Raw genomic sequence first — 19,169 nt, 5'->3', positions numbered from 1 at the left:
GGCGCACCGATGTGGCGTTTTTTCACGCCTGAGTACGCCGGGTGGGCCCGGTTGTCCGGCAGGCGCTCCCCCGAGTTCGCGCGCCCGGCCCGATGGGCGCGTGGGGAGCGCGTCGACCGACGGGGCGTACGCCTGGTTGAACAGTTGAGCTGGGCAGCCCTCGGGGGGATGGAAAGCACGTCAAGTTGGGTAAAAACGCTGTGGTGGCGCCACAGTTCATGATTCCCTATAAATCGCCAACGCAGCCCCCGGACGTCCCTCCCGGCAGGCCTGACCTGGCTGACCGGACCGACCGGGACGTCGTCCTCACGTGACCTGGCTGACCGGGCCTCAGCTCCCGGTGCCTACCGGGGTGCGCCGGACCCACCTCCTCTTCTCTTTGCGTCGCTGCGGAGCCGACCCATGCTCACGACCCTGAACACCGCCTACACCGACACGCGCGCGGCCGACCTCGCCTGGGCGCTGGGGCGCGAGCCGCTGCCCGCGCTCGCCACGCTCGATCTCGAACTCACCGGTGCGAAGCTGCAGTTGAGGCTGCTCGGCGCGTCCCATCAGGTTCTCCTGGAGGAGGAGCGGGGGAGCCACTGTTCGGAGACGGTCGCGTGCATCCCGGGATCCAGCACGCCGCTCCCGCTCGGGGTGGCCAAACGTGTGGGCGACTGGGAGTACGAATTCGCCGCGCGGGTCGAGGTCTTGTCGCCGGGGTCGTTCGCGGGCCGGGCCCAGGAACTCCTGGCGCTCGTCTCCGACCATCCCCATGGACTGGCCGGGGTCTTCCCCGGCAGCCCGCACGCCTTCACGGCGATGCTGGCGCAGCGTCACGAGGGGCAGGTGCACTGGCGTACGTGGCACGCGTATCCCCAGGACGGGCAACTGGTGGCCACGAGAACGAGGGTGGGGGTGCCGGTGCCTGCGGCGCTGTGATGGGTGCCTGATAGCTCGGGGGTGCGGGTTCGTCGGCGGGTGCGGCTCGTGGGGCTTCTCGCGCAGTTCCCCGCGCCCCTGAAAGACCAGGCCCTGCGGGCCTGCAAGCGCACGGCCCTGCGGGCCTGCAAGCGCACGGCCCTGCGGGCTTGATGAGCACGGGGCTGCGGGTCTGAAAAGCGTGGGGCGTAGCCCCCGGTTTTCAGGGGCGCGGGGAACTGCGCGAGAAGCCCCACCGGAGCCGCAGCCGCCCACCCACCCGAACCCCCGAGCTATCAGGCACCCGGCCAAGCGTCGCAGATCACCCGTGTGGGTGACCCAGTGCAGCGCGACCGTGACGGTAGCGTGCCAGGAGTGATCGAGCCGCACGCCCCCGCACCCCCCGGCGCCCCTCCCCCCTGGCGCGGCAACGGCGGCCCGGGCCCGGGTGCCCAGGCGTGGCTCCCGGTCCGCCCGGGACTCGGCCGTTTCCTCGTCCTCGCCGGCGTATTCGTCTGCGCCGCCTGTGGACTGGTGTACGAACTCGAACTCGTCGCCCTCGCCTCGTACTTGATCGGCGACTCCGTCACCCAGGCCTCCGTGGTCCTCTCGGTCATGGTCTTCGCCATGGGCATCGGCTCCCTCGGCGCCAAACGCCTCCGCCCCCGCGCGGCCCTCGGTTTCGGCCTCATCGAGGCCGCCCTCGCCCTCGTCGGCGGCTGCAGCGCCCTCGCGCTGTACGCCGCGTTCGCCTGGACCGGCGACTGGGGCGGCATGTGGGCGAGCGGCTCCCGCTACCTCCTCGTCGCCTTCTCCCTGGCCATCGGCCTGCTCATCGGCGCCGAGGTCCCGCTGCTGATGGAGCTGATCCAGCGCATCCGCCGCCAGGACGCGGGCGGCGCGGTCGCCGACCTGTTCGCGGCCGACTACGTGGGCGCGCTCGTCGGCGGCCTCGCCTTCCCCTTCCTCCTGCTGCCCTGGCTCGGCCAGTTGACCGGCGCCCTGCTCACCGGCACGGTCAACGTCCTGGTCGGCGGCGCGCTCGTCCTCGGTCTGTTCCACCGCGACCTGACCCGCCGCGCCCGATGGCTGCTGCTGGTCACCAACCTCGCCGTGCTCGGCCTCCTCGCCACCGCCGCCGTACAGGTGGACGACTTCGAGCGTGCCGCACGGCGCGCGATGTACGGCAAGGACGTCCGCGTCGCGTGGCAGACCGGTCGGCAGGAGGTCGTCCTCACCGGCGGCCGGGACGGCCGCCCGTTCTCCCTCTACCTCGACGGCCGGCTGCGCATCAACGGCAACGACGAACAGCGCTACCACCGGGCCCTCGTCCACCCCGCCATGACCGCCGGACCGCACGCCCGTGTCCTCGTCCTCGGCGGCGGTGACGGCCTCGCCGCCCGCGAGGTGCTCCGCCACGACGGCGTACGCCGTGTGGACATCGTCGAGATCGACCCGGGCGTGGTGCGCCTGGCCCGCACGGACCCGGCGCTCTCCGCGCTCAACGGCCACGCCCACGACGACGACCGGGTACGCGTCCACACGGAGGACTCCTTCGCCTGGCTGCGCGGCGCCCGGCCGACCGAGCCGTACGACGTCGTGATCTCGGACCTCCCCGACCCCGGGATCACCGCGAGCACCAAGCTCTACTCGCAGGAGCTGTACGGGCTGGCCCGCGAGGTCCTGGCGGTCGACGGGCGCATGGTGGTGCACGCCGGGCCGGTGGCGTCCCGGCGGCGGGTGTTCTGGACCGTCGACGCGACCGTCCGCGCCGCCGGGCTGCGCACCACGCCCTACAGGGTCACGGCCGCCGACCCCGGTTTCGTCACCGGCCCCGACCGTACGGCCCACACCTCCAGCGCGCCCCACGACTGGGGCTTCGTCCTGGCGACCCGTCCCTCGCCCTACGACGGCCGCCGCCCGGCCCCGGCCCTCGGCGCCGAGGTGATGCGGCTCAGCGCGGCCGACGGGTTGCGGGACCTGCCGCCGTCGACACTGGTGCACCCGAGGTACGCGGGCTGAGCCGTGGAGGGGGTGGTGGGGCGCAGGGAGGTGTGTGGGGCCGCGTGGGCGGAACACGAGCAATAACGCGTATGTACGGGTGCGGTGCGGGGCCTCGTGGGTAGGCTCGACTGCCATGGAGCATGAGGTGTTCGTTCCGGTTCCCGTCGGCCGCCTCCGGGAGGCGCTGTCCGACCCCGAGCGGGTGGCCCGAGCGGTCCCCGGGCTCCAGCAGGACGCGGGTACGCCGCCGGTCGCCGGGCGCCTGAAGGTACGGGTCGCGGGGCACACCATCACCTACCGGGGCACCCTGCGTGTCACGCCGCAGGAGGACGGCTCCTACGTCGTGGAGGGGGACGCCGCCGAGGTCAGGGGCTCCGGCACCGTGAAACTCACCCTGACCCTCCGCCTCGTCCAGGCCGGTGAGGGCACGACCATCGCCTGCTCTGCCGCCGCGACCGCCACCGGCCGGATCACCGACCTCCCGCCCGACTCGGTGACCTCGGCGACGACCCGTCTGCTGGACAGGTTCGCGGAGAACCTGGGTGCGGCGGGGCCGACGGCATCCGAAGGCGAAGCCCCCGCCGACCAGGACGAGCACGGAAAGCCCCCGGCCCCGGCCGAGGAAGAACAGCCGGCCGCACCCAAGCCCGCGGACGGAGCCAAGCCCGAGGCCGACGGCGAGCCCGGTGCCACCGCCGACGAGAAACCCCCGGCTTCCGGCGACGAGAAACCCCCGGCTTCCGGTGACGAGGAGCCCCCGGCCACCGCCGACGAGGAGCCCCCGGCCACCGCCGACGAGGAGAACCCCCCGGCCACCGCTGACGAAGAACCCCCGGTCTCCGCTGAGGACGAGCCGTCGGCCTCCGTTTTCGAGACCGACGTCCCACCCTCGGCTCTGGACCCCTTCGGCGAGGGCGGCTTCGTCGCCGGGGACGAACCCCCGGCCGAGGCGGCGCACGCCCGCCGGACGATGATCGGCCGCAGTGCGGAGGAGGTGGACCACGCCCCACCCCGCGGCAGATACGCCCCGGTGCCGGCGCTCGGCGCGGTGCCCGCGAGCGCTGCCCTCCGCTGGGCGGTGCCTGCGGCGGCCCTGGCTGTGGCGTCGGCCATCATCGTGAGTCGGGCCTTGCGCAGACGCCGCTGATCGTAGGCCGCCGGGCTGTGCCCGCTCTTCGGCTCAGTTCTGCTGTCGAACTGGCCCGGCTCTGGGTTTCAGCTCCGTTCCCGGTGCCGGCGCTCGGCGCGGTGCCCGCGAGCGCTGCCCTCCGCTGGGCGGTGCCTGCGGCGGCCCTGGCTGTGGCGTCGGCCATCATCGTGAGTCGGGCCTTGCGCAGACGCCGCTGATCGTAGGCCGCCGGGCTGTGCCCATTCCTCGGCCCAGTTCTGCTGTCGGTCGGCGCCGGCTTGCCTACGGCCCTTTTCCGGTCCGGGGCCAGCCGCCCCTTCCTGCTCCCGGCCTTCCCCCCACCACCTCTTCCCGCCTCACCCCCCGGCGACTCGCGCCGCGGCATCGTCGTCCGTAACTCCCCCGTCCCGTCGACCAGTAGGGTCGAGGCGTGAGTAGTGAAGAGATCACGTTGGCCGCGGGTGACGCGGAGGTCGTGTTGGCGCCGGGGAACGGTGGCCGGGTCGCGGGGCTGCGCGTCGGTGGGGTCGAACTGCTGCGGCAGGGCGAGCGGTTCGGCTGCTTCCCGATGGTGCCGTGGTGCGGACGTATCCGCGACGGACAGTTCCTCAGCGGCGGCTTCGTCCAGCAGATGCCCCTCAACGCCCCGCCCCACGCCATCCACGGCACCACCCGCGAGGGCGCCTGGCGCGTCGCCCGTCACGACGCCACCGAGGCCGTCCTCATCTACGACCTGGTCGAACCCTGGCCCTACCCCGGCCGTGTCACCCAGGTGTTCGCCCTCGCCCCCGACGCCCTCACCCTCACCATGGCCGTGGAGGCGTACGACTCCTCCTTCCCGGCCCAGATCGGCTGGCACCCCTGGTTCAACCGGAACCTGGACGGCGGCGGCGAGGACGCGGACGTACGGATCGACTTCCAGCCCGCCTGGCAGGAGGAGCGGGGCGCGGACCATCTGCCCACCGGTAACCGCGTCGATCCCAAGAGCGGCCCGTGGGACGACTGCTTCGGGATGCCCGACGGCGTCGACGTCACCCTCACCTGGCCGGAACGGCTGGAGCTCAAGGTGACCTCGCGCGAGGAGTGGGTCGTGGTCTACGACGAGCAGGCGGAGGCCGTGTGCGTCGAACCGCAGACCGGCCCGCCCAACGGCCTCAACACCCACCCCCGTCTGGTCACCCCCATCGACCCGCTGGAGGCGAGCACGACCTGGACCTGGCGTCGCCTGTAAGCGGACACGCCTGTAAGCGGACATAAGGGCCCCCTTAAGCTGACTGCCATGACTGACGTGGACGTACGTGGATCTTTGCTGCAGCAGATCAAGGACAAGGCCGTGGTGCACGGCAAGGTGACCCTGTCGTCGGGTCTGGAGGCGGACTACTACGTCGACCTGCGCCGCGTCACCCTCGACGGCGAGGCCGCCCCGCTGGTCGGTCAGGTCCTCCTCGACCTGACCGCCGACCTCGACTTCGACGCGGTCGGCGGTCTCACGATGGGCGCCGACCCGGTCGCCGGCGCGATGCTGCACGCGGCCGCCGCCCGGGGCCGCAGGCTGGACGCGTTCGTCGTCCGCAAGGCCGCCAAGGCGCACGGTCTGCAGCGCCGGGTGGAGGGCCCCGACATCAAGGGCCGTCGCGTCCTCGTCGTCGAGGACACCTCCACCACCGGCGGCTCCCCGCTCACCGCCGTCGAGGCCGTCCGCGAGGCCGGTGCCGAGGTCGTCGCCGTCGCCACGATCGTCGACCGTGCCACCGGTGCCGCCGAGAAGATCGAGCAGGGCGCCGGAGTCCCGTACCGGTTCGCGTTCTCGAAGGACGAACTGGGTCTCGACTGAGGCCGACTCGCCGGGAGGAACACCAAGGTCAGGGGTTACCGAACAGTTCCGGACACCCTGGCCGGAGCATCGGGTCCCGTCTGGAAGGATGGGGCCGACGATGATGTCGCAACCCTAGGTCAGGGACCGTAAGCACAACGCCACCCGCACATACAAGGAGCGGACCATGCCCATCGCAACCCCCGAGGTCTACAACGAGATGCTCGACCGGGCGAAGGCAGGCAAGTTCGCCTACCCGGCCATCAACGTGACCTCGACCCAGACGCTGCACGCCGCTCTGCGGGGCTTCGCGGAGGCGGAGAGCGACGGCATCGTCCAGATCTCGACCGGCGGAGCCGAGTTCCTGGGCGGTCAGTACAGCAAGGACATGGTGACGGGATCCGTCGCCCTCGCCGAGTTCGCGCACATCGTGGCCGAGAAGTACCCGGTCACGGTCGCCCTGCACACCGACCACTGCCCGAAGGACAAGCTGGACGGCTACGTACGTCCGCTGCTGGCCGTGTCGGAGGAGCGCGTCAAGGCCGGTCGCAACCCGCTGTTCCAGTCGCACATGTGGGACGGCTCGGCCGAGACCCTCGCCGACAACCTCTCCATCGCCCAGGAACTCCTCGCCCGCGCCGCCGCCGCGAAGATCATCCTGGAGGTCGAGATCACCCCGACCGGTGGCGAGGAGGACGGCGTCTCCCACGAGATCAACGACTCCCTCTACACGACGGTCGACGACGCGATCCGCACCGCCGAGGCGCTCGGCCTGGGCGAGAAGGGCCGCTACCTGCTGGCCGCCTCCTTCGGCAACGTCCACGGCGTCTACAAGCCGGGCAACGTCGTCCTGCGCCCCGACCTCCTCAAGGAGCTGAACGAGGGCGTGGCCGCCCGCTTCGGCAAGGAGTCCCCGTTCGACTTCGTCTTCCACGGCGGCTCGGGCTCCACGGAGGAGGAGATCCGCACCGCGCTGGAGAACGGCGTCGTCAAGATGAACATCGACACCGACACGCAGTACGCCTTCACGCGTCCGGTCGCCGCGCACATGTTCCAGAACTACGACGGCGTCCTGAAGGTCGACGGCGAGGTCGGCAACAAGAAGACCTACGACCCGCGCACCTGGGGCAAGCTCGCCGAGGCGAGCATGGCCGCGCGTGTCGTCGAGGCGACGCAGAACCTGCGCTCGGCGGGCCAGAAGATCAAGTAAGCCCAGCCCGCACATCTCCTTTCGCACAGCGAGCCCGGCGCCACGGCGCCGGGCTCGCTGTATACCTGGACCCATGCCCGACATCCGGCTCTCCTCGCCCCAGGGCAAGTGGGTCCTGTTCACCACGATCCTCGGCTCCGGCATGGCGCTGCTGGACTCCACCGTCGTCAACGTCGCCCTGCCCCGGATGGGCGAGGACCTGGACGCGGACCTCGCGGCCCTCCAGTGGACCGTCAACGCCTACATGCTGACCCTCGCCGGTCTGATCCTGCTGGGCGGCGCTCTCGGCGACCGCTTCGGGCGGCGCAAGGTGTTCGTGATCGGCGTGGTGTGGTTCGCCGCGGCGTCCCTGCTGTGCGGTCTCGCGCCGAACGCCGGCGTGCTGATCGCGGCCCGCGCGCTGCAGGGCGTGGGCGGGGCGCTGCTCACCCCGGGCTCCCTGGCGCTCATCCAGGCATCCTTCCACCCCGACGACCGCGCGCGGGCCGTCGGCCTGTGGTCCGGCTTCGGCGGCATCGGCGCGGCCGTCGGCCCGTTCCTGGGTGGCTGGCTGGTGGACGGCCCCGGCTGGCGCTGGGTCTTCCTGCTGAACGTCCCCCTGGCGCTCGTCTGCGTGCCCGTGGCCACCCGGCACGTCCCCGAGTCGGGTGACGGCCGGGCCCACGAGAGCCGGTTCGACGTGCTGGGCGCGTTCCTCGGCGCGGCGTCGCTGGCGCTGGTGACCTACGCCCTGATCGAGGCGGGGGAGGGCTCCCTGGTGGTGACCGTCTCGGCCGTCGCCGGGGTCGCGGCGGGCGTGGCCTTCGTGTACGTCGAACGCGGCCGCCCCGACCCGATGATGCCGCCGGAGATCTTCGCCTCCCGCCAGTTCACGACGGTCAACCTGGTCACCCTGTGCGTGTACGCGGCCTTCGGCGGCTTCTTCTTCCTCGCCGCGCTCCAGCTCCAGGTGGTGTCGGGGTACTCGGCGCTGGGTGCGGGCACGGCCCTGCTCCCCATCACGGTGCTGATGCTCCTGCTCTCCTCCCGCGCGGGCGCGCTCGGCGAACGGATCGGACCCCGGATCCCCCTCACCGTCGGCCCGCTGCTGTGCGCGGCGGGCATGCTGCTGGCCCTGCGCGTCGGGCCGGACGCGTCGTACGTCCTTGACGTCCTGCCCGCGCTGCTCGTGCTCGGCCTGGGCATGGTCACCCTGGTCGCGCCCCTGACCGCGACGGTCCTGGCCTCCGTGGACACCGAACACGCCGGCCTGGCGAGCGGCATCAACAACGCCGCGGCGCGTGCGGCCGGTCTGGTCGCCGTGGCCGCGCTGCCGCTGATCGCGGGGATGGGGCCGGAGGCGTACCGGTCGGTGACCCAGTTCGACGAGGCGTTCGGCACGGCGATGATCGTCTGCGCCGCGACGCTGGTGGTGGGCGCGGTGCTGTCCTTCACCACGATCCGCCGCCCGGAGCCGGACTGCCGCCATCCCGAGTGCCGGACGCACTGCGGGGTGGTGTCGCCGCCGTTGGAGGCGGGTGAGGTGGGGGAGGGGTGACACAGGGGCGGGCGACCGGCCCCGCGACGGCCACACGGCCGACGGCGGCGGAGCTGAGGGTGCTGCCCACGGGTTGCGTGCCGCCGTCACTGGGCGGCGGCCCGCAACCCGTGGGCGGCGGTGACTACCGCTTCAGTTCGGTGTACGCCTCGGCACTGCTGTCCTTGAGGAACTGCCAGCAACGCTCCGTCTCGTCCTTCTCGTCGATCGCGCCCGCGGCACGAGCGAGCGCGGCAAGGCAGCGCAGGAAGCCCCGATTGGCCCGGTGCTCCCAGGGGATGGGGCCGTGGCCCTTCCACCCGGCACGGCGCAGCGAGTCCAGACCGCGGTGATAGCCGGTGCGCGCGTAGGCGTACGACTCGACCACGCGCCCCGCCTCGAAGGCGTCGTCCGCGAGCATGGCCCAGGCGAGCGAGAACGTGGGGTGCTTCGCCGCGACCTCGGCCGGGGGCTGGGACTCCTCGCCCAGGAGGCGGTACGCCTCTTCGTTCTCCGGCAGGTGCGTCGGGTCCGGGCCACCGAGCAGGTTCTTGTGCGTCGTCATGTCTGCAGTCTGCCACTTGCGGATGAGCCCTCGGACCGTCCCCCCGGGGGCAGCGCCCCTTCGTTTCCAGGGCCTCCCGCGCGGTCATGACCGCTCGCTCTCCACGGCGATCTCCGCCCAGATCGACTTCCCCGAGGCCCGGTGGCGGGTGCCCCAGCGCTCGGCGAACTGGGCGACGAGCAGCAGGCCGCGACCGCCCTCGTCGAACATGCGCGCCCGCCGCATGTGCGGGGCGGTGCCGCTGCCGTCGGAGACCTCGCAGATGAGCACGGAGTCGCGGATCAGGCGCAGCTCGACAGGAGGCGTGCCGTAGCGGATGGCGTTGGTGACCAGTTCGCTCACGACCAGTTCGGCGGTGAAGACCACCTCGTCCAGTCCCCAGTCCGCCAGGAGTCGGGCCACCTTGGCGCGGGCGTCGGCCACGGCGGCGGGGTCGGACGGCAGGTCCCAGGCGGCCACCAGGTTCGCGTCGAGGACCCGGGTGCGGGCGACGAGCAGTGCGGCATCGTCCGAGGGCTGCGCGGGGAGCAGACCGCGGACCAGGTCGTCGCAGGTGGCCTCCAGCGTGCGGGCGGGGTGTTCCAGGTGGTGCCGCAGCAGTTCCATGCCCGTGCCGAGGTCGTGTTCGGAGCCCTCGACGAGGCCGTCCGTGTACAGCACGAGGAGGCCGCCTCGGGGCACTTCCCACTCGACCGCCTCGAACGGCAGCCCGCCGACTCCCAGCGGTGGGCCGACGGGAAGATCGATGAACTCGGCCTTGCCGCCGGGCGTGACCACGGCGGGCGGGGGGTGGCCCGCGCCGGCCGCGGCGCAGCGGCGCGAGACAGGGTCGTAGACCAGATACAGACAGGTGGCGACGAGATCGGTGACGATCTCGAACTCGGGATCGGCGGCCACTTCCTCCTCTGCCCTGAGATGGGTGATCAGGTCGTCGAGGTGGACGAGTAGTTCCTCGGGTGGCAGATCGACGTCCGCCAGCGTGCGTACCGCGGTCCGCAGCCGTCCCATGGTGGCGGAGGCGCGCAGGCCATGGCCCACCACATCGCCGACGACCAGGGCGACCCGGGCGCCCGACAGCGGGATCACGTCGAACCAGTCGCCGCCCAGCCCCGCCCGGGACCGGGCCGGGAGGTAGCGGTAGGCCACCTCCGCGGCGCTCTGGGCGGGCAGCCGCCGCGGCAGCAGGCTCCGCTGGAGGGCCAGCGCGGTGGTCCGCTCCCGGGTGAAGCGTCGCGCGTTGTCCACGGCCACGGCGGCACGCGCGGCGATCTCCTCGGCGAGCAGCAGGTCGTCCTCGTCGAAGGAGTCCCTGCGGCGGTGGCGGACGAGCACGGCCACGCCGAGTGCGATGCCACGGGCCCGCAGCGGGATGACCATGATCGAATGCATCCCGAAGGAACGGACCTTCGCCGCGCGCTCGGGATCGGTGGCCTGCCAGCTCGCGACGGCCTCGTCCAGGGTCCGGTGCAGCGACGACCGGCCCGTGGCCAGACAACGCGCGGGAGGTGAGGATTCCGGGTAGTGGTCCACCTCGCCCGGCTGGACCACGGACTCGGGGATGCCGGGGAGGACCGACTGCTGAGCGGCGCGGCGCAGCGCGACGGTGCGCGGAGCGGACGGCTCGGGTTCGACACCGCGGAAGAGCCCGTCCAGCAGGTCGACGCTGATGAAGTCGGCGAGCGACCTCACCGCCACGTCGGCCATCTCCTGGGCCGTGCGCGTCACGTCGAGGGTGCTGCCCACCTGTGCGCTGACGTCGTTCAGCAGGGCGAGCCGTTCGCGCGCCCGGTGCTGTTCGGTGACGTCCAGCGCGATGAGCTGCACGTGTCGCACCTGTCCTGCCGGGTTCCTGAGGGGGGACACGGAGACCGCCCAGTACCTGTCGCGGGCTCCGCGCCGCGGTCGGCCGTGCACCGGGAAACGCTCCGGTTCGCCCGTTTCGAACACCCGGCGCATGCCCTCCTCGACCGTGGTGCAGATGTGGGGAGGCAGGATGTCGGTGACGCGCCGGCCGCGTATCTGCTCCTGCGTGAGCCCCAGTTCGCGGGCGGCGCCGGCGCTTCCCCGCAGGGCCCGCAGCTCCGCGTCGTAGATCATCACCGGCAGGTGGGACTGTGCGAAGGCTTCCTCCGCGGTGGCCTCCTCGTCCTCGTGCGGGCGGGGTGGATGCGGCGGAAGCGGGGACTGTGGCGACTGCGGTGACGTCGCCACGATGATCCACTGTGCGGCGCCCTCGCGGTCGAGTGACGCGTACGCCCGCAACCCCGCCTCCACGGGGTGGCCGTCCTGGTGCCGCAGCCGGGCGGGCCCACCTCGTTCCTCGAGAACCTCCGCGAGAGCCTCGGGCGTGCACACCTCGGCGTCGGCGGTCCCGCCGATCAGGCGCGCCGCGGGACGCCCCACGACGTCCTCGTGCGCGTACCCGAGCAGCCGCTGCGCACCGGGACTCCACCCCGTCACGATCCCTCCCGCATTCACGACCGCTGTGGCCGCGGCGACCGGGTCCGGGAACTGATCGAGGCCGTTTCCGAGGGGGTCGGCATGCTCCATGTCCATACATCGCCCATCCTGCCCCGTGTCCCGGGGCTGGGGAGACTCGGCGGGGACCGCGGGGCGGTGGCGACCTCGTACCGGTCGCGTCGGGTCCTCTCCCACTTGTAACTCCCGTCGCGCACACCCGCAGGTCGACAGACTTCGCGCCGGCCCCGCCGCCCCGGCACGCGTTCCCCACGCCTCGGGACAAGTGGCTTCGTCGGCAGGCGAGTTCACGGCCGCCCCGCACGGCGACATCGGTTCCCGGAGTGCGTGGGGAACACCGAGCGCTCACACTGGTCTGGAGGGACCCCGGCCGGGTCGGGCAGACACCATGGGCTCTCCCCGTCGGTACGGCGGCGCCGGACGATGGAGACGCTCACGACCGCCGCCGGACATCGTGCCCGTCGGAGCACGCGCGCCCAGGAGAGCGGACCGCTCCTGGACGTGGCAGGCCGGGGAACCGGACGCGGGGGCTCTGCCGGTCGGCGACGACCATCGCCTCAGCACCCCGGCACTTCTTGCTGTTCGTCGCCGTCGGCGCCACCTACTCCACCGGCACGGAATTCGTCCTGGACGGCGGTGTCACCGTCGGCCCACCGACCGCCGTGGCACCTCCCCGCTGCTCCGTCGCGGCCGTCCGGCGTTGGCGTGCGTCGGTCGGTCGACCGTCCCGTCCGCCGTCCGTCGGCTACCCCTCCTTCGAATGCCTGCCCATCGAACGTCCGCCCATCGAACGTCCGGCCCTGAAAGGAGATTTCCCGTGCTCTACGTCATGACCATGCGCTGGCAGCCAGGGCTGAGCCGTGAGGAGCGCGACGGCATCCTCATCCGGCGTGCCCAGTGGCCGTACCCGGACAACGTGACGGTCGTCGGCGAGTACTGGACGGCCTCGGACGACGCCGCGATCGTCGTGGTGTTCGAGGCCGACGACTTCGCCTCGATCCTGGACATCGGCCTGACCTGGGGCGACGGCTTCCAGGTCACGACCAACCCCGCGATCACCGCTGAGGAGGGCCTGAGGATCGGCCCCACCGTCCTCGAACAGCGGCGGGCGTAGCGGCCGGACCGACGGGCCGTGCGGCCGCGGCCCACCGCCTCGTCACCTGACGAGGTGGACCTCCACCCGCGTCGTCACCGGGTCGACGGGATGCCCACGCATGAAGCCCCTGGCCGTACGGTAGGCACCCGTGCCTCCGGTGACCGCGACCTCGAAGTCACCGGCGAGAACGGGGCGTCGGGCGGCGCCCTCGCCCGAGGCCAGGACGGGGAAGCGGCCCTGGAACGCGATGTCACCACCGGACAGGGACGAGGTGATGGCACACTGCGCGTCCCCCGTCCCGTCCGGGTGGGCGGCGGTCACCGTACAGATCCCGCCGTTGCGCCCGATCTTTTTGTTCCCCTGCGAGAGTTCCTCGGAGAACACGAGCGTCGCTCCCTGCACGAAACCCTCCGGCCCTTGGTAGGAGGCTTGGACGATCCTGGATGTGGCGTACAGGACGGTCTCCCGCGGCTTTCCCGTGGCCGCGGCGGCGGGATCCGTCGCCCTGTCTGCAGCAGCGGCGGGAGTGGCCCCGGAGAGGGCAGGTACGGTCCCGGAGACCATCAGTGCCAGGACGGCCGCCGCACCGCGCCGCCCGAGTCTGCCCGCACAAGCCATTCCAGTCCTCCTGAACCGGGAAGGTCGACACCTCCTCGGAAGAGAACCCTTCCCGGCCCCCGCCGTTCTCTCTTCCGCTGCCGTGTCGGCTTCAGCGGGACGAGTGACAGACAGGAGTCGTTCCTCGGCCCCCTCGGTCAGACCGCACGAACGGCACTTCTGCGGCTCCCCGAGGGCGAGCGCGGCGAGCGGACGCCGATCGGTCACTGAGCCGGCCGGAGCGTCGTTCGCGCAGGTCCGCCTGGTGTGACCAGGCGGACCTTGCGGTGCGGGGGTGGTATCGCCGACCATGCCGGTGGGGACCGGGGCCCCCGTGTCGGAATTCGGCAGGGGCGGACCGCTACCCGGAGTACACAACAGGAGACAGCGATGTCCCAGCAGGCTCAGCCCCACGAGGCTTCGGAGCCCGAGACCCCGCATCTCGACTTCCAGGGCACGACCCCGTACGAGGACTACGTGCAGGCGGACGTCCTCACCCACCTCCAGCACCCCCTCTCCGACGACCCCGGCGAGATGGTCTTCCTGGTGACGACCCAGGTGATGGAGCTGTGGTTCACGGTCATCGTCCACGAGTGGGAGACCGCGACCGCCGCGATCCGGGGCGACGACGTGGCGAGGGCCAGGGACGCGCTGAAGCGTTCCGTGCGCGAACTGGAGGCCCTGAACGCCTCCTGGCGCCCGCTGGCCCAGCTCACCCCCGCCCAGTTCAACTCCTACCGCGCCGCCCTCGGCGAGGGCTCCGGCTTCCAGTCGGCGATGTACCGCCGGATGGAGTTCCTGCTCGGCGAGAAGTCCGCCTCCATGCTCGTCCCGCACCGGGGCGCGCCCCGCGTCCACGCCGAACTGGAGAAGGCGCTGCACGAGCCGAGCCTCTACGACGAGGTCCTGCGGCTCCTGGCCCGGCGCGGCCACGCGATCCCCGAGTCCGTGCTGAGCCGTGACGTCTCCCAGCGCTACGAGCCGTCCCCCGAGGTCGAGGAGGCGTGGACCGCGCTGTACTCCGGCGACCCGGACCATGAACTCGCCCGCCTCGGTGAGGCGTTGACCGACGTCGCCGAGCTGGTGTGGCGCTGGCGCAACGACCACCTCGTCGCCACCCGCCGCGCGATGGGCGCCAAGGCCGGCACGGGCGGCTCCGCCGGGGTGGCCTGGCTGGAGAAGCGCGCCCGCAAGAACGTCTTCCCCGAGCTGTGGACGGCGCGCTCCCATGTCTGAACCGACCGCGCTCAGCGCTGAACTGACCTCCCAGGCAAGGGAGTTGGACAAGGCCGACGAACTGGCCTGCCTGCGCACCCGCTTCGTCCTCGACGACGCGGTGTACCTCGACGGCAACTCGCTCGGCGCGCTGCCGGTCGCGGTCCCCGGCCGGCTCGCGGACGTCCTGTACCGCGAGTGGGGCGAGCTGCGCATCCGTTCCTGGGACGAGAGCGGCTGGTGGACCGCGCCCGAACGCATCGGCGACCGTATCGCTCCGCTGGTGGGCGCGGCCCCCGGGCAGATCGTGGTCGGCGACTCCACGAGCGTGAACGTCTTCAAGGCGGTCGTGGCGGCGGTCCGGATGGCGGACGAGGACGCGGCCGCGGGTACGTCCGAGAGGGAGGCCGGGGCCGGTGGGGGTGGTGTCGGGCGGCGGGACGAGATCCTCGTCGACGCGACGACGTTCCCCACGGACGGCTACCTGGCCGAGTCCGCGGCCCGGATGACCGGCCGCACGCTCCGCCCGGTGACCCCGGCGGAGGTCCCGGCCGCCCTGGGCGACCGTACCGCCGCCGTCCTCCTCAACCACGTCGACTACCGCACGGGCCGCCTCCACGACCTCCCCGGTCTGACGGCGGCGATCCACGAGGCCGGTGCCTACGCCGTCTGGGACCTCTGCCACAGCGCAGGCGCCCTCCCCGTCGGCCTCGACGCGCACGGGGTCGACCTGGCGGTCGGCTGCACCTACAAGTACCTCAACGGCGGCCCCGGCTCACCGGCCTACCTCTACGTCCGCCGCGACCTCCAGCCCCGCTTCGACTCACCCCTGCCCGGCTGGACCTCCCACACCGCCCCCTTCGCCATGCGCCCGGCCTACGAGCCCGCGCCGGGCGCGGTACGGGGCCGGGTCGGCACGCCCGACATCCTGTCCATGCTGGCCCTGGAGGCGGCACTGGACGTCTGGTACGGCTGGGTCGACGGGAAGGAGAGCGGCGACGGGAAGAGCCCGGGCCCGGCCCAGGAGGCCGGGGCGATGATCGAGTCGGTCCGCGCCAAGTCCCTCGCCCTCACGGACTTCTTCCTGCGCTGCGTGTCGGCGTACGTCCCGGAGGGCCGCGTGGAGTGCCTCACGCCGACCGCCCACGCGGAACGCGGCAGCCAGGTCGCCCTGCGCTGCGACGACGCCGGCGACATCATGAAGCGTCTCATCGCCCAGGGAGTCATAGGCGACTTCCGCCACCCCGACGTCCTCCGCTTCGGCTTCACCCCGCTGTACGTCAGCTTCACGGACGTGGAACGAGCGGCACGGGTGCTGGCGGAGACGCTGGAGGGGGCGGGGTAGCGAGCGCGCGGGGCGGGGGTGGGGTGAGCGGCCGGTCTCCGGCCGCTCTCAGCGGCACCCGGCGAGCGCCGGTGAGTGAAACCCACCCCCGTCCGACCCCGCCCAGCTCCACCCCCTGACCCCCCGTCACATCCCCGTGTCCGCGCACGTCACCCGCCTGATACCGTCCCCGCCAACGGCAGGCGCCCATTCCCCGGTACCCGCCCACCCAAACCCTTCCAAATCCGTTCCCCCGAGAGGTGCCGCATGCCGGACGACGACGCCGCAGCCCGCGATGCCGCCGAAGAGGCATCCGCCTTCTCGCACCCCCCGGTCACCCCCGACGCGACCGCCCCCTACGGCGACCACCCCGACCAGGTGATCGACTTCTACGCCCCCCGAGGCGCGGTCACGGCCTCGGCCACCGCCCCCCTCGTCGTGGTCCTGCACGGCGGCGCCTGGCGAGCCCCGTACGACCGTCACCACATCACCCCCTTCGCGGACTTCCTCGCCCGCCACGGCTTCGCGGTGGCCAACGTCGAGTACAGGAGGGGCAGTTCACTCCCGGCCCAGACCGGCCCCACGGGCACCCCCTCGCCGGTCGCGGGCCGCTGGCCGGAGACGTTCGACGACATCGCAGCCGCCCTCGACGCCCTCCCGGACCTCGCGCGCGAGGCCCTGCCCCAGGCCGACTCCCGCCGCACGGTCCTCACCGGCCACTCCGCGGGCGGCCACCTCGCCCTGTGGGCCGCCGCCCGCCACGTACTGCCGCCCGACACCCCGTGGCGCAGCCCACGCCCCGCCCCCCTGCGCGGCGTGGTGGCCCTCGCCCCGATCGCCGACTTCGCCGTGGCCGAGAAACTCGACGTCTGCGGCGGCGCGACCCCCCAACTCCTCGGCGGGCCGGACAAGTTCGCGGACCGGCGCCCCTACGCCGACCCGGCCCTGCTGCTCCCGACCGGCATCGCCACCACCCTCGTGCAGGGCCGCTCGGACATCGTCGTGCCCCAGGCCGTCGCCGAGGCGTACGCCGACGCCGCGGCCAAGGCGGGCGAGGTCGTGGGCCTGACCCTGCTGGAGGAGGTGGGCCACTTCCCCCTCATCGACCCGGCGGCGGACGCCTGCGCGGTGGTGGTGGAGGAGATCGCCCAGCTGGCCTGGTGAACGACGGAGCCGAGCCCCCTGCGGGTTCCCGCCCCCGCCCCGCACTCGACCCGTAGTACCTGAGACGGACCCGGACAGACCCTCCTCACTGGTGACGACGGCACACCCGCCCTCCGCCTACCGTTTTCCACGTGACCGAGACGACCCAGACGCAGACGATGCCCTCACGCGGCGGGGGCAAGCCGAGCAGCCCGGAGTTCCGGGTGGTGATGGACGCGTGGCGCAGGCTGCGACACGACCTGATCGATGACGCGTTCGCCTACCGGCCGATGCCGCCCATGAAGATGGACGGCCTGTTCACCAGCAGGCTCTCCGGCCGTCTCCGTGCCTATGCGGCCTGGGCCCCGCACGCGGCGGTGGTGGCGGCGGGCCTGCTCTCGATGACCATCGCCGCCTCCGCCACCGACGGCGACGGCATCGCCGCCCTGATCGCGGCGGCCTTCGCCCTGATCCCGATCCTGCTGACCATGGTCCGGCCCGTGGCCGCCTTCTGGGCGTCCATGATCGCCACCCCGCTGACCTCGGTGTTCAGCGACATGTGGGACGACTGGCCGTGGACGGCCGGCAGCTTCGCCACCCACCTGGTGGTGATGACGGTGGTGGCCCTGCGCAGCCGGCCGCGCATAGCCGCCTGGATGTGGGGGCTGACCGCGGCGTACGGGGTGTTCGTGGAAAGCACGATCGGCGGCGCTCACTACGCGTCCAACACGGGCCCCCTGCTCGTCATCTCCGCGATGTCCCTGCTGGCCGTCTCCGCGCTGACCATCCGCCGCACGGCCCAGCGGGAGGTCACCGCCCAGCAGACGGTGACCGAGCACGAGCGCTCCCGGCGCACCCTCCTGGAGGAGCGCACCACGATCGCCCGCGAGCTGCACGACGTGGTCGCCCACCACATGTCGGTGGTCGCCATCCAGGCCGAGGCCGCGCCCTACCGCGTGGAGAACCCGCCGCCGGAGCTGGAGCAGGCCTTCGCCACGATCCGGGAGAACGCGGTGGCCGCGCTCACCGAGCTGCGCCGTGTCCTCGGGGTGGTCCGTGCCGAGGACTACGAGGCCCCGGACGCCCCGCAGCCCACCCTCGCCGACCTCGACGGCCTGCTCGCCAATGTGCGCGAGGCCGGGCTGACGGTCGACAAGGCGGTCACCGGAGCGGTCCGCGAGCTTCCGCAGGGCGTGGAGCTGTCGGCGTACCGGATCGTGCAGGAGGCCCTCAGCAACACCCTGCGGCACGCACCCGGGGCGACGGCCCGCGTGGAGATCGGCTACGTCCTGGGCGGCCTCGGGCTGCGCGTGGTCAACGGCCCGCCACCGGAGGTGAACCTGGTGAAGTCCACCCACGGCACGGGCCACGGCCTCACCGGCATGCGGGAGCGCGTCACCATGCTGAACGGCGAGATGACGGCGAACGAGACGCCGGACGGAGGCTACGAGGTGACGGTGTTCCTGCCGGTGGCCGGCGCGAGCGAGGCCGACGCATGACGATCCGTGTGCTGATCGCCGACGACCAGATGATGGTCCGCGAGGGCTTCTCCGTGCTGCTCGGCGCGATGCCGGACATCGAGGTGGTCGGCGAGGCGGTGAACGGCCGGGACGCCGTCGACCGGGTCCGGGAACTGTCGCCGGACGTCGTCCTGATGGACATCCGGATGCCCGAGCTGAACGGCATCGAGGCCACCCGGGAGATCGTCGCGTCGGACGGCGGGGCGAAGGTGCTGGTGCTGACGACGTTCGACCTGGACGAGTACGTGTACCAGGCGCTGCGCGCGGGGGCCTCCGGGTTCCTTCTCAAGGACGCCTCGGCCCGCCAACTGGCCGACGGGGTGCGGGTGGTGGCCTCCGGGGAGGCACTCCTCGCGCCGTCCGTCACCAAGCGGCTGATCACGGAGTTCTCCAAGCTGGCCCAGGCCCCCCGCCCCTCGGCGGCCGCCCAGCTGGCGTACGGCGAGCTCACCGACCGGGAGACCGAGGTCCTGGTCCTGATCGCCCAGGGCCTGTCGAACTCGGAGATCGCGGAGCGCCTGGTGGTCGCCGAGTCCACGATCAAGACCCATGTGAGCCGGATCCTGGTCAAGCTGGGCCTGCGCGACCGGACACAGGCGGCGGTGTTCGCCTACGAGGCCCGGCTGGTCACCCCCGGCTGACCGGGCACCGGGAGC

Annotated in this window: 16 protein-coding genes; 13 read left to right on the top strand and 3 right to left on the bottom strand. The window is 72.5% G+C overall.

The genetic code is table 11. The features are described 5' to 3' along the window. Positions 1-402: 402 nt before the first annotated feature. The 7 genes from P8T65_RS20570 to P8T65_RS20540 all read left to right on the top strand — a co-directional run bounded on the left by P8T65_RS20570 (position 403) and on the right by P8T65_RS20540 (position 8,596). The gene (locus tag P8T65_RS20570) at positions 403-924 is read left to right on the top strand and encodes a DUF2617 family protein (protein WP_184905573.1); all 522 of its coding nucleotides are present in this window, start codon (positions 403-405) and stop codon (positions 922-924) included. Positions 925-1,278: 354 nt separating this feature from the next. Next, on the top strand, positions 1,279-2,925 hold the full coding sequence (locus P8T65_RS20565; RefSeq protein WP_316726761.1) for a polyamine aminopropyltransferase: 1,647 nt from the start codon (positions 1,279-1,281) through the stop codon (positions 2,923-2,925). Positions 2,926-3,040: 115 nt separating this feature from the next. Then, positions 3,041-4,054, top strand: a complete 1,014-nt coding sequence (locus tag P8T65_RS20560; protein ID WP_316726760.1) for an SRPBCC family protein — start codon at positions 3,041-3,043, stop codon at positions 4,052-4,054. 412 nt (positions 4,055-4,466) lie between these two features. Continuing rightward, positions 4,467-5,267, top strand: a complete 801-nt coding sequence (locus P8T65_RS20555) for an aldose 1-epimerase (RefSeq protein ID WP_316726758.1) — start codon at positions 4,467-4,469, stop codon at positions 5,265-5,267. A 48-nt stretch (positions 5,268-5,315) separates the two neighbouring features. Continuing rightward, positions 5,316-5,870: an orotate phosphoribosyltransferase gene (gene pyrE, locus P8T65_RS20550; RefSeq protein WP_184905565.1), complete on the top strand. Its 555-nt coding sequence runs from the start codon at positions 5,316-5,318 to the stop codon at positions 5,868-5,870. 166 nt (positions 5,871-6,036) lie between these two features. Continuing rightward, complete coding sequence (gene fbaA / locus P8T65_RS20545) at positions 6,037-7,059, top strand: class II fructose-bisphosphate aldolase (RefSeq protein WP_033524532.1); 1,023 nt, start codon at positions 6,037-6,039, stop codon at positions 7,057-7,059. A 73-nt stretch (positions 7,060-7,132) separates the two neighbouring features. Next, entirely contained in the window at positions 7,133-8,596 is a 1,464-nt protein-coding gene (locus tag P8T65_RS20540; RefSeq protein ID WP_316726755.1) for an MFS transporter, read from the top strand. A 124-nt stretch (positions 8,597-8,720) separates the two neighbouring features. Here P8T65_RS20540 and P8T65_RS20535 read toward each other — a convergent pair whose 3' ends face one another. Then, positions 8,721-9,140 (bottom strand): DUF3151 domain-containing protein, encoded by a 420-nt coding sequence (locus tag P8T65_RS20535; RefSeq protein ID WP_184905561.1) that lies wholly within the window; start codon positions 9,138-9,140, stop codon positions 8,721-8,723. 84 nt (positions 9,141-9,224) lie between these two features. Continuing rightward, the gene (locus tag P8T65_RS20530; protein WP_316726753.1) at positions 9,225-11,696 is read right to left on the bottom strand and encodes a SpoIIE family protein phosphatase; all 2,472 of its coding nucleotides are present in this window, start codon (positions 11,694-11,696) and stop codon (positions 9,225-9,227) included. A 739-nt stretch (positions 11,697-12,435) separates the two neighbouring features. On the opposite strand from P8T65_RS20530, the gene P8T65_RS20525 reads away from it, so the two are divergent. Continuing rightward, on the top strand, positions 12,436-12,732 hold the full coding sequence (locus P8T65_RS20525; RefSeq protein ID WP_316726751.1) for a DUF3303 family protein: 297 nt from the start codon (positions 12,436-12,438) through the stop codon (positions 12,730-12,732). 42 nt (positions 12,733-12,774) lie between these two features. Here P8T65_RS20525 and P8T65_RS20520 read toward each other — a convergent pair whose 3' ends face one another. Continuing rightward, complete coding sequence (locus tag P8T65_RS20520; protein ID WP_316726750.1) at positions 12,775-13,332, bottom strand: hypothetical protein; 558 nt, start codon at positions 13,330-13,332, stop codon at positions 12,775-12,777. Between the two features lie 369 nt (positions 13,333-13,701). Between P8T65_RS20520 and P8T65_RS20515 the strand changes: the two genes are divergently transcribed. The 5 genes from P8T65_RS20515 (at position 13,702) to P8T65_RS20495 (ending at position 19,154) form a co-directional block, all read left to right on the top strand. Then, positions 13,702-14,547 carry a tryptophan 2,3-dioxygenase family protein gene (locus P8T65_RS20515; protein WP_184905555.1) on the top strand — a complete coding sequence of 282 codons (846 nt, stop codon included), beginning with the start codon at positions 13,702-13,704 and terminating at the stop codon, positions 14,545-14,547. Then, positions 14,540-15,871, top strand: a complete 1,332-nt coding sequence (locus P8T65_RS20510; RefSeq protein WP_316726747.1) for an aminotransferase class V-fold PLP-dependent enzyme — start codon at positions 14,540-14,542, stop codon at positions 15,869-15,871. Before P8T65_RS20515 ends, P8T65_RS20510 begins: the two co-directional genes overlap by 8 nt. A 246-nt stretch (positions 15,872-16,117) precedes the next feature. Beyond that, positions 16,118-17,014: an alpha/beta hydrolase gene (locus P8T65_RS20505; protein WP_316726746.1), complete on the top strand. Its 897-nt coding sequence runs from the start codon at positions 16,118-16,120 to the stop codon at positions 17,012-17,014. A gap of 131 nt (positions 17,015-17,145) precedes the next feature. Then, positions 17,146-18,492, top strand: coding sequence for a histidine kinase (locus P8T65_RS20500; RefSeq protein WP_316726744.1), 1,347 nt, complete (start codon positions 17,146-17,148; stop codon positions 18,490-18,492). After that, the gene (locus tag P8T65_RS20495; RefSeq protein WP_316726742.1) at positions 18,489-19,154 is read left to right on the top strand and encodes a response regulator transcription factor; all 666 of its coding nucleotides are present in this window, start codon (positions 18,489-18,491) and stop codon (positions 19,152-19,154) included. Before P8T65_RS20500 ends, P8T65_RS20495 begins: the two co-directional genes overlap by 4 nt. Positions 19,155-19,169 lie beyond the last annotated feature (15 nt).

Origin of the sequence: Streptomyces sp. 11x1 (assembly GCF_032598905.1) — a bacterium.
Classification (GTDB): domain Bacteria; phylum Actinomycetota; class Actinomycetes; order Streptomycetales; family Streptomycetaceae; genus Streptomyces.
The sequence above is the reverse complement of the archived record's forward strand: the minus strand, read 5'-3'. Positions and strand labels throughout refer to the sequence as shown.

Coding starts and splice junctions, on each gene's coding strand:
- P8T65_RS20570 (WP_184905573.1), top strand. CDS start 403: ATGCTCACGACCCTGAACACCGCCTACACCGACACGCGCGCGGCCGAC.
- P8T65_RS20560 (WP_316726760.1), top strand. CDS start 3,041: ATGGAGCATGAGGTGTTCGTTCCGGTTCCCGTCGGCCGCCTCCGGGAG.
- pyrE (WP_184905565.1), top strand. CDS start 5,316: ATGACTGACGTGGACGTACGTGGATCTTTGCTGCAGCAGATCAAGGAC.
- fbaA (WP_033524532.1), top strand. CDS start 6,037: ATGCCCATCGCAACCCCCGAGGTCTACAACGAGATGCTCGACCGGGCG.
- P8T65_RS20540 (WP_316726755.1), top strand. CDS start 7,133: ATGCCCGACATCCGGCTCTCCTCGCCCCAGGGCAAGTGGGTCCTGTTC.
- P8T65_RS20535 (WP_184905561.1), bottom strand. CDS start 9,140: ATGACGACGCACAAGAACCTGCTCGGTGGCCCGGACCCGACGCACCTG.
- P8T65_RS20530 (WP_316726753.1), bottom strand. CDS start 11,696: ATGGACATGGAGCATGCCGACCCCCTCGGAAACGGCCTCGATCAGTTC.
- P8T65_RS20520 (WP_316726750.1), bottom strand. CDS start 13,332: ATGGCTTGTGCGGGCAGACTCGGGCGGCGCGGTGCGGCGGCCGTCCTG.
- P8T65_RS20515 (WP_184905555.1), top strand. CDS start 13,702: ATGTCCCAGCAGGCTCAGCCCCACGAGGCTTCGGAGCCCGAGACCCCG.
- P8T65_RS20510 (WP_316726747.1), top strand. CDS start 14,540: ATGTCTGAACCGACCGCGCTCAGCGCTGAACTGACCTCCCAGGCAAGG.
- P8T65_RS20505 (WP_316726746.1), top strand. CDS start 16,118: ATGCCGGACGACGACGCCGCAGCCCGCGATGCCGCCGAAGAGGCATCC.
- P8T65_RS20495 (WP_316726742.1), top strand. CDS start 18,489: ATGACGATCCGTGTGCTGATCGCCGACGACCAGATGATGGTCCGCGAG.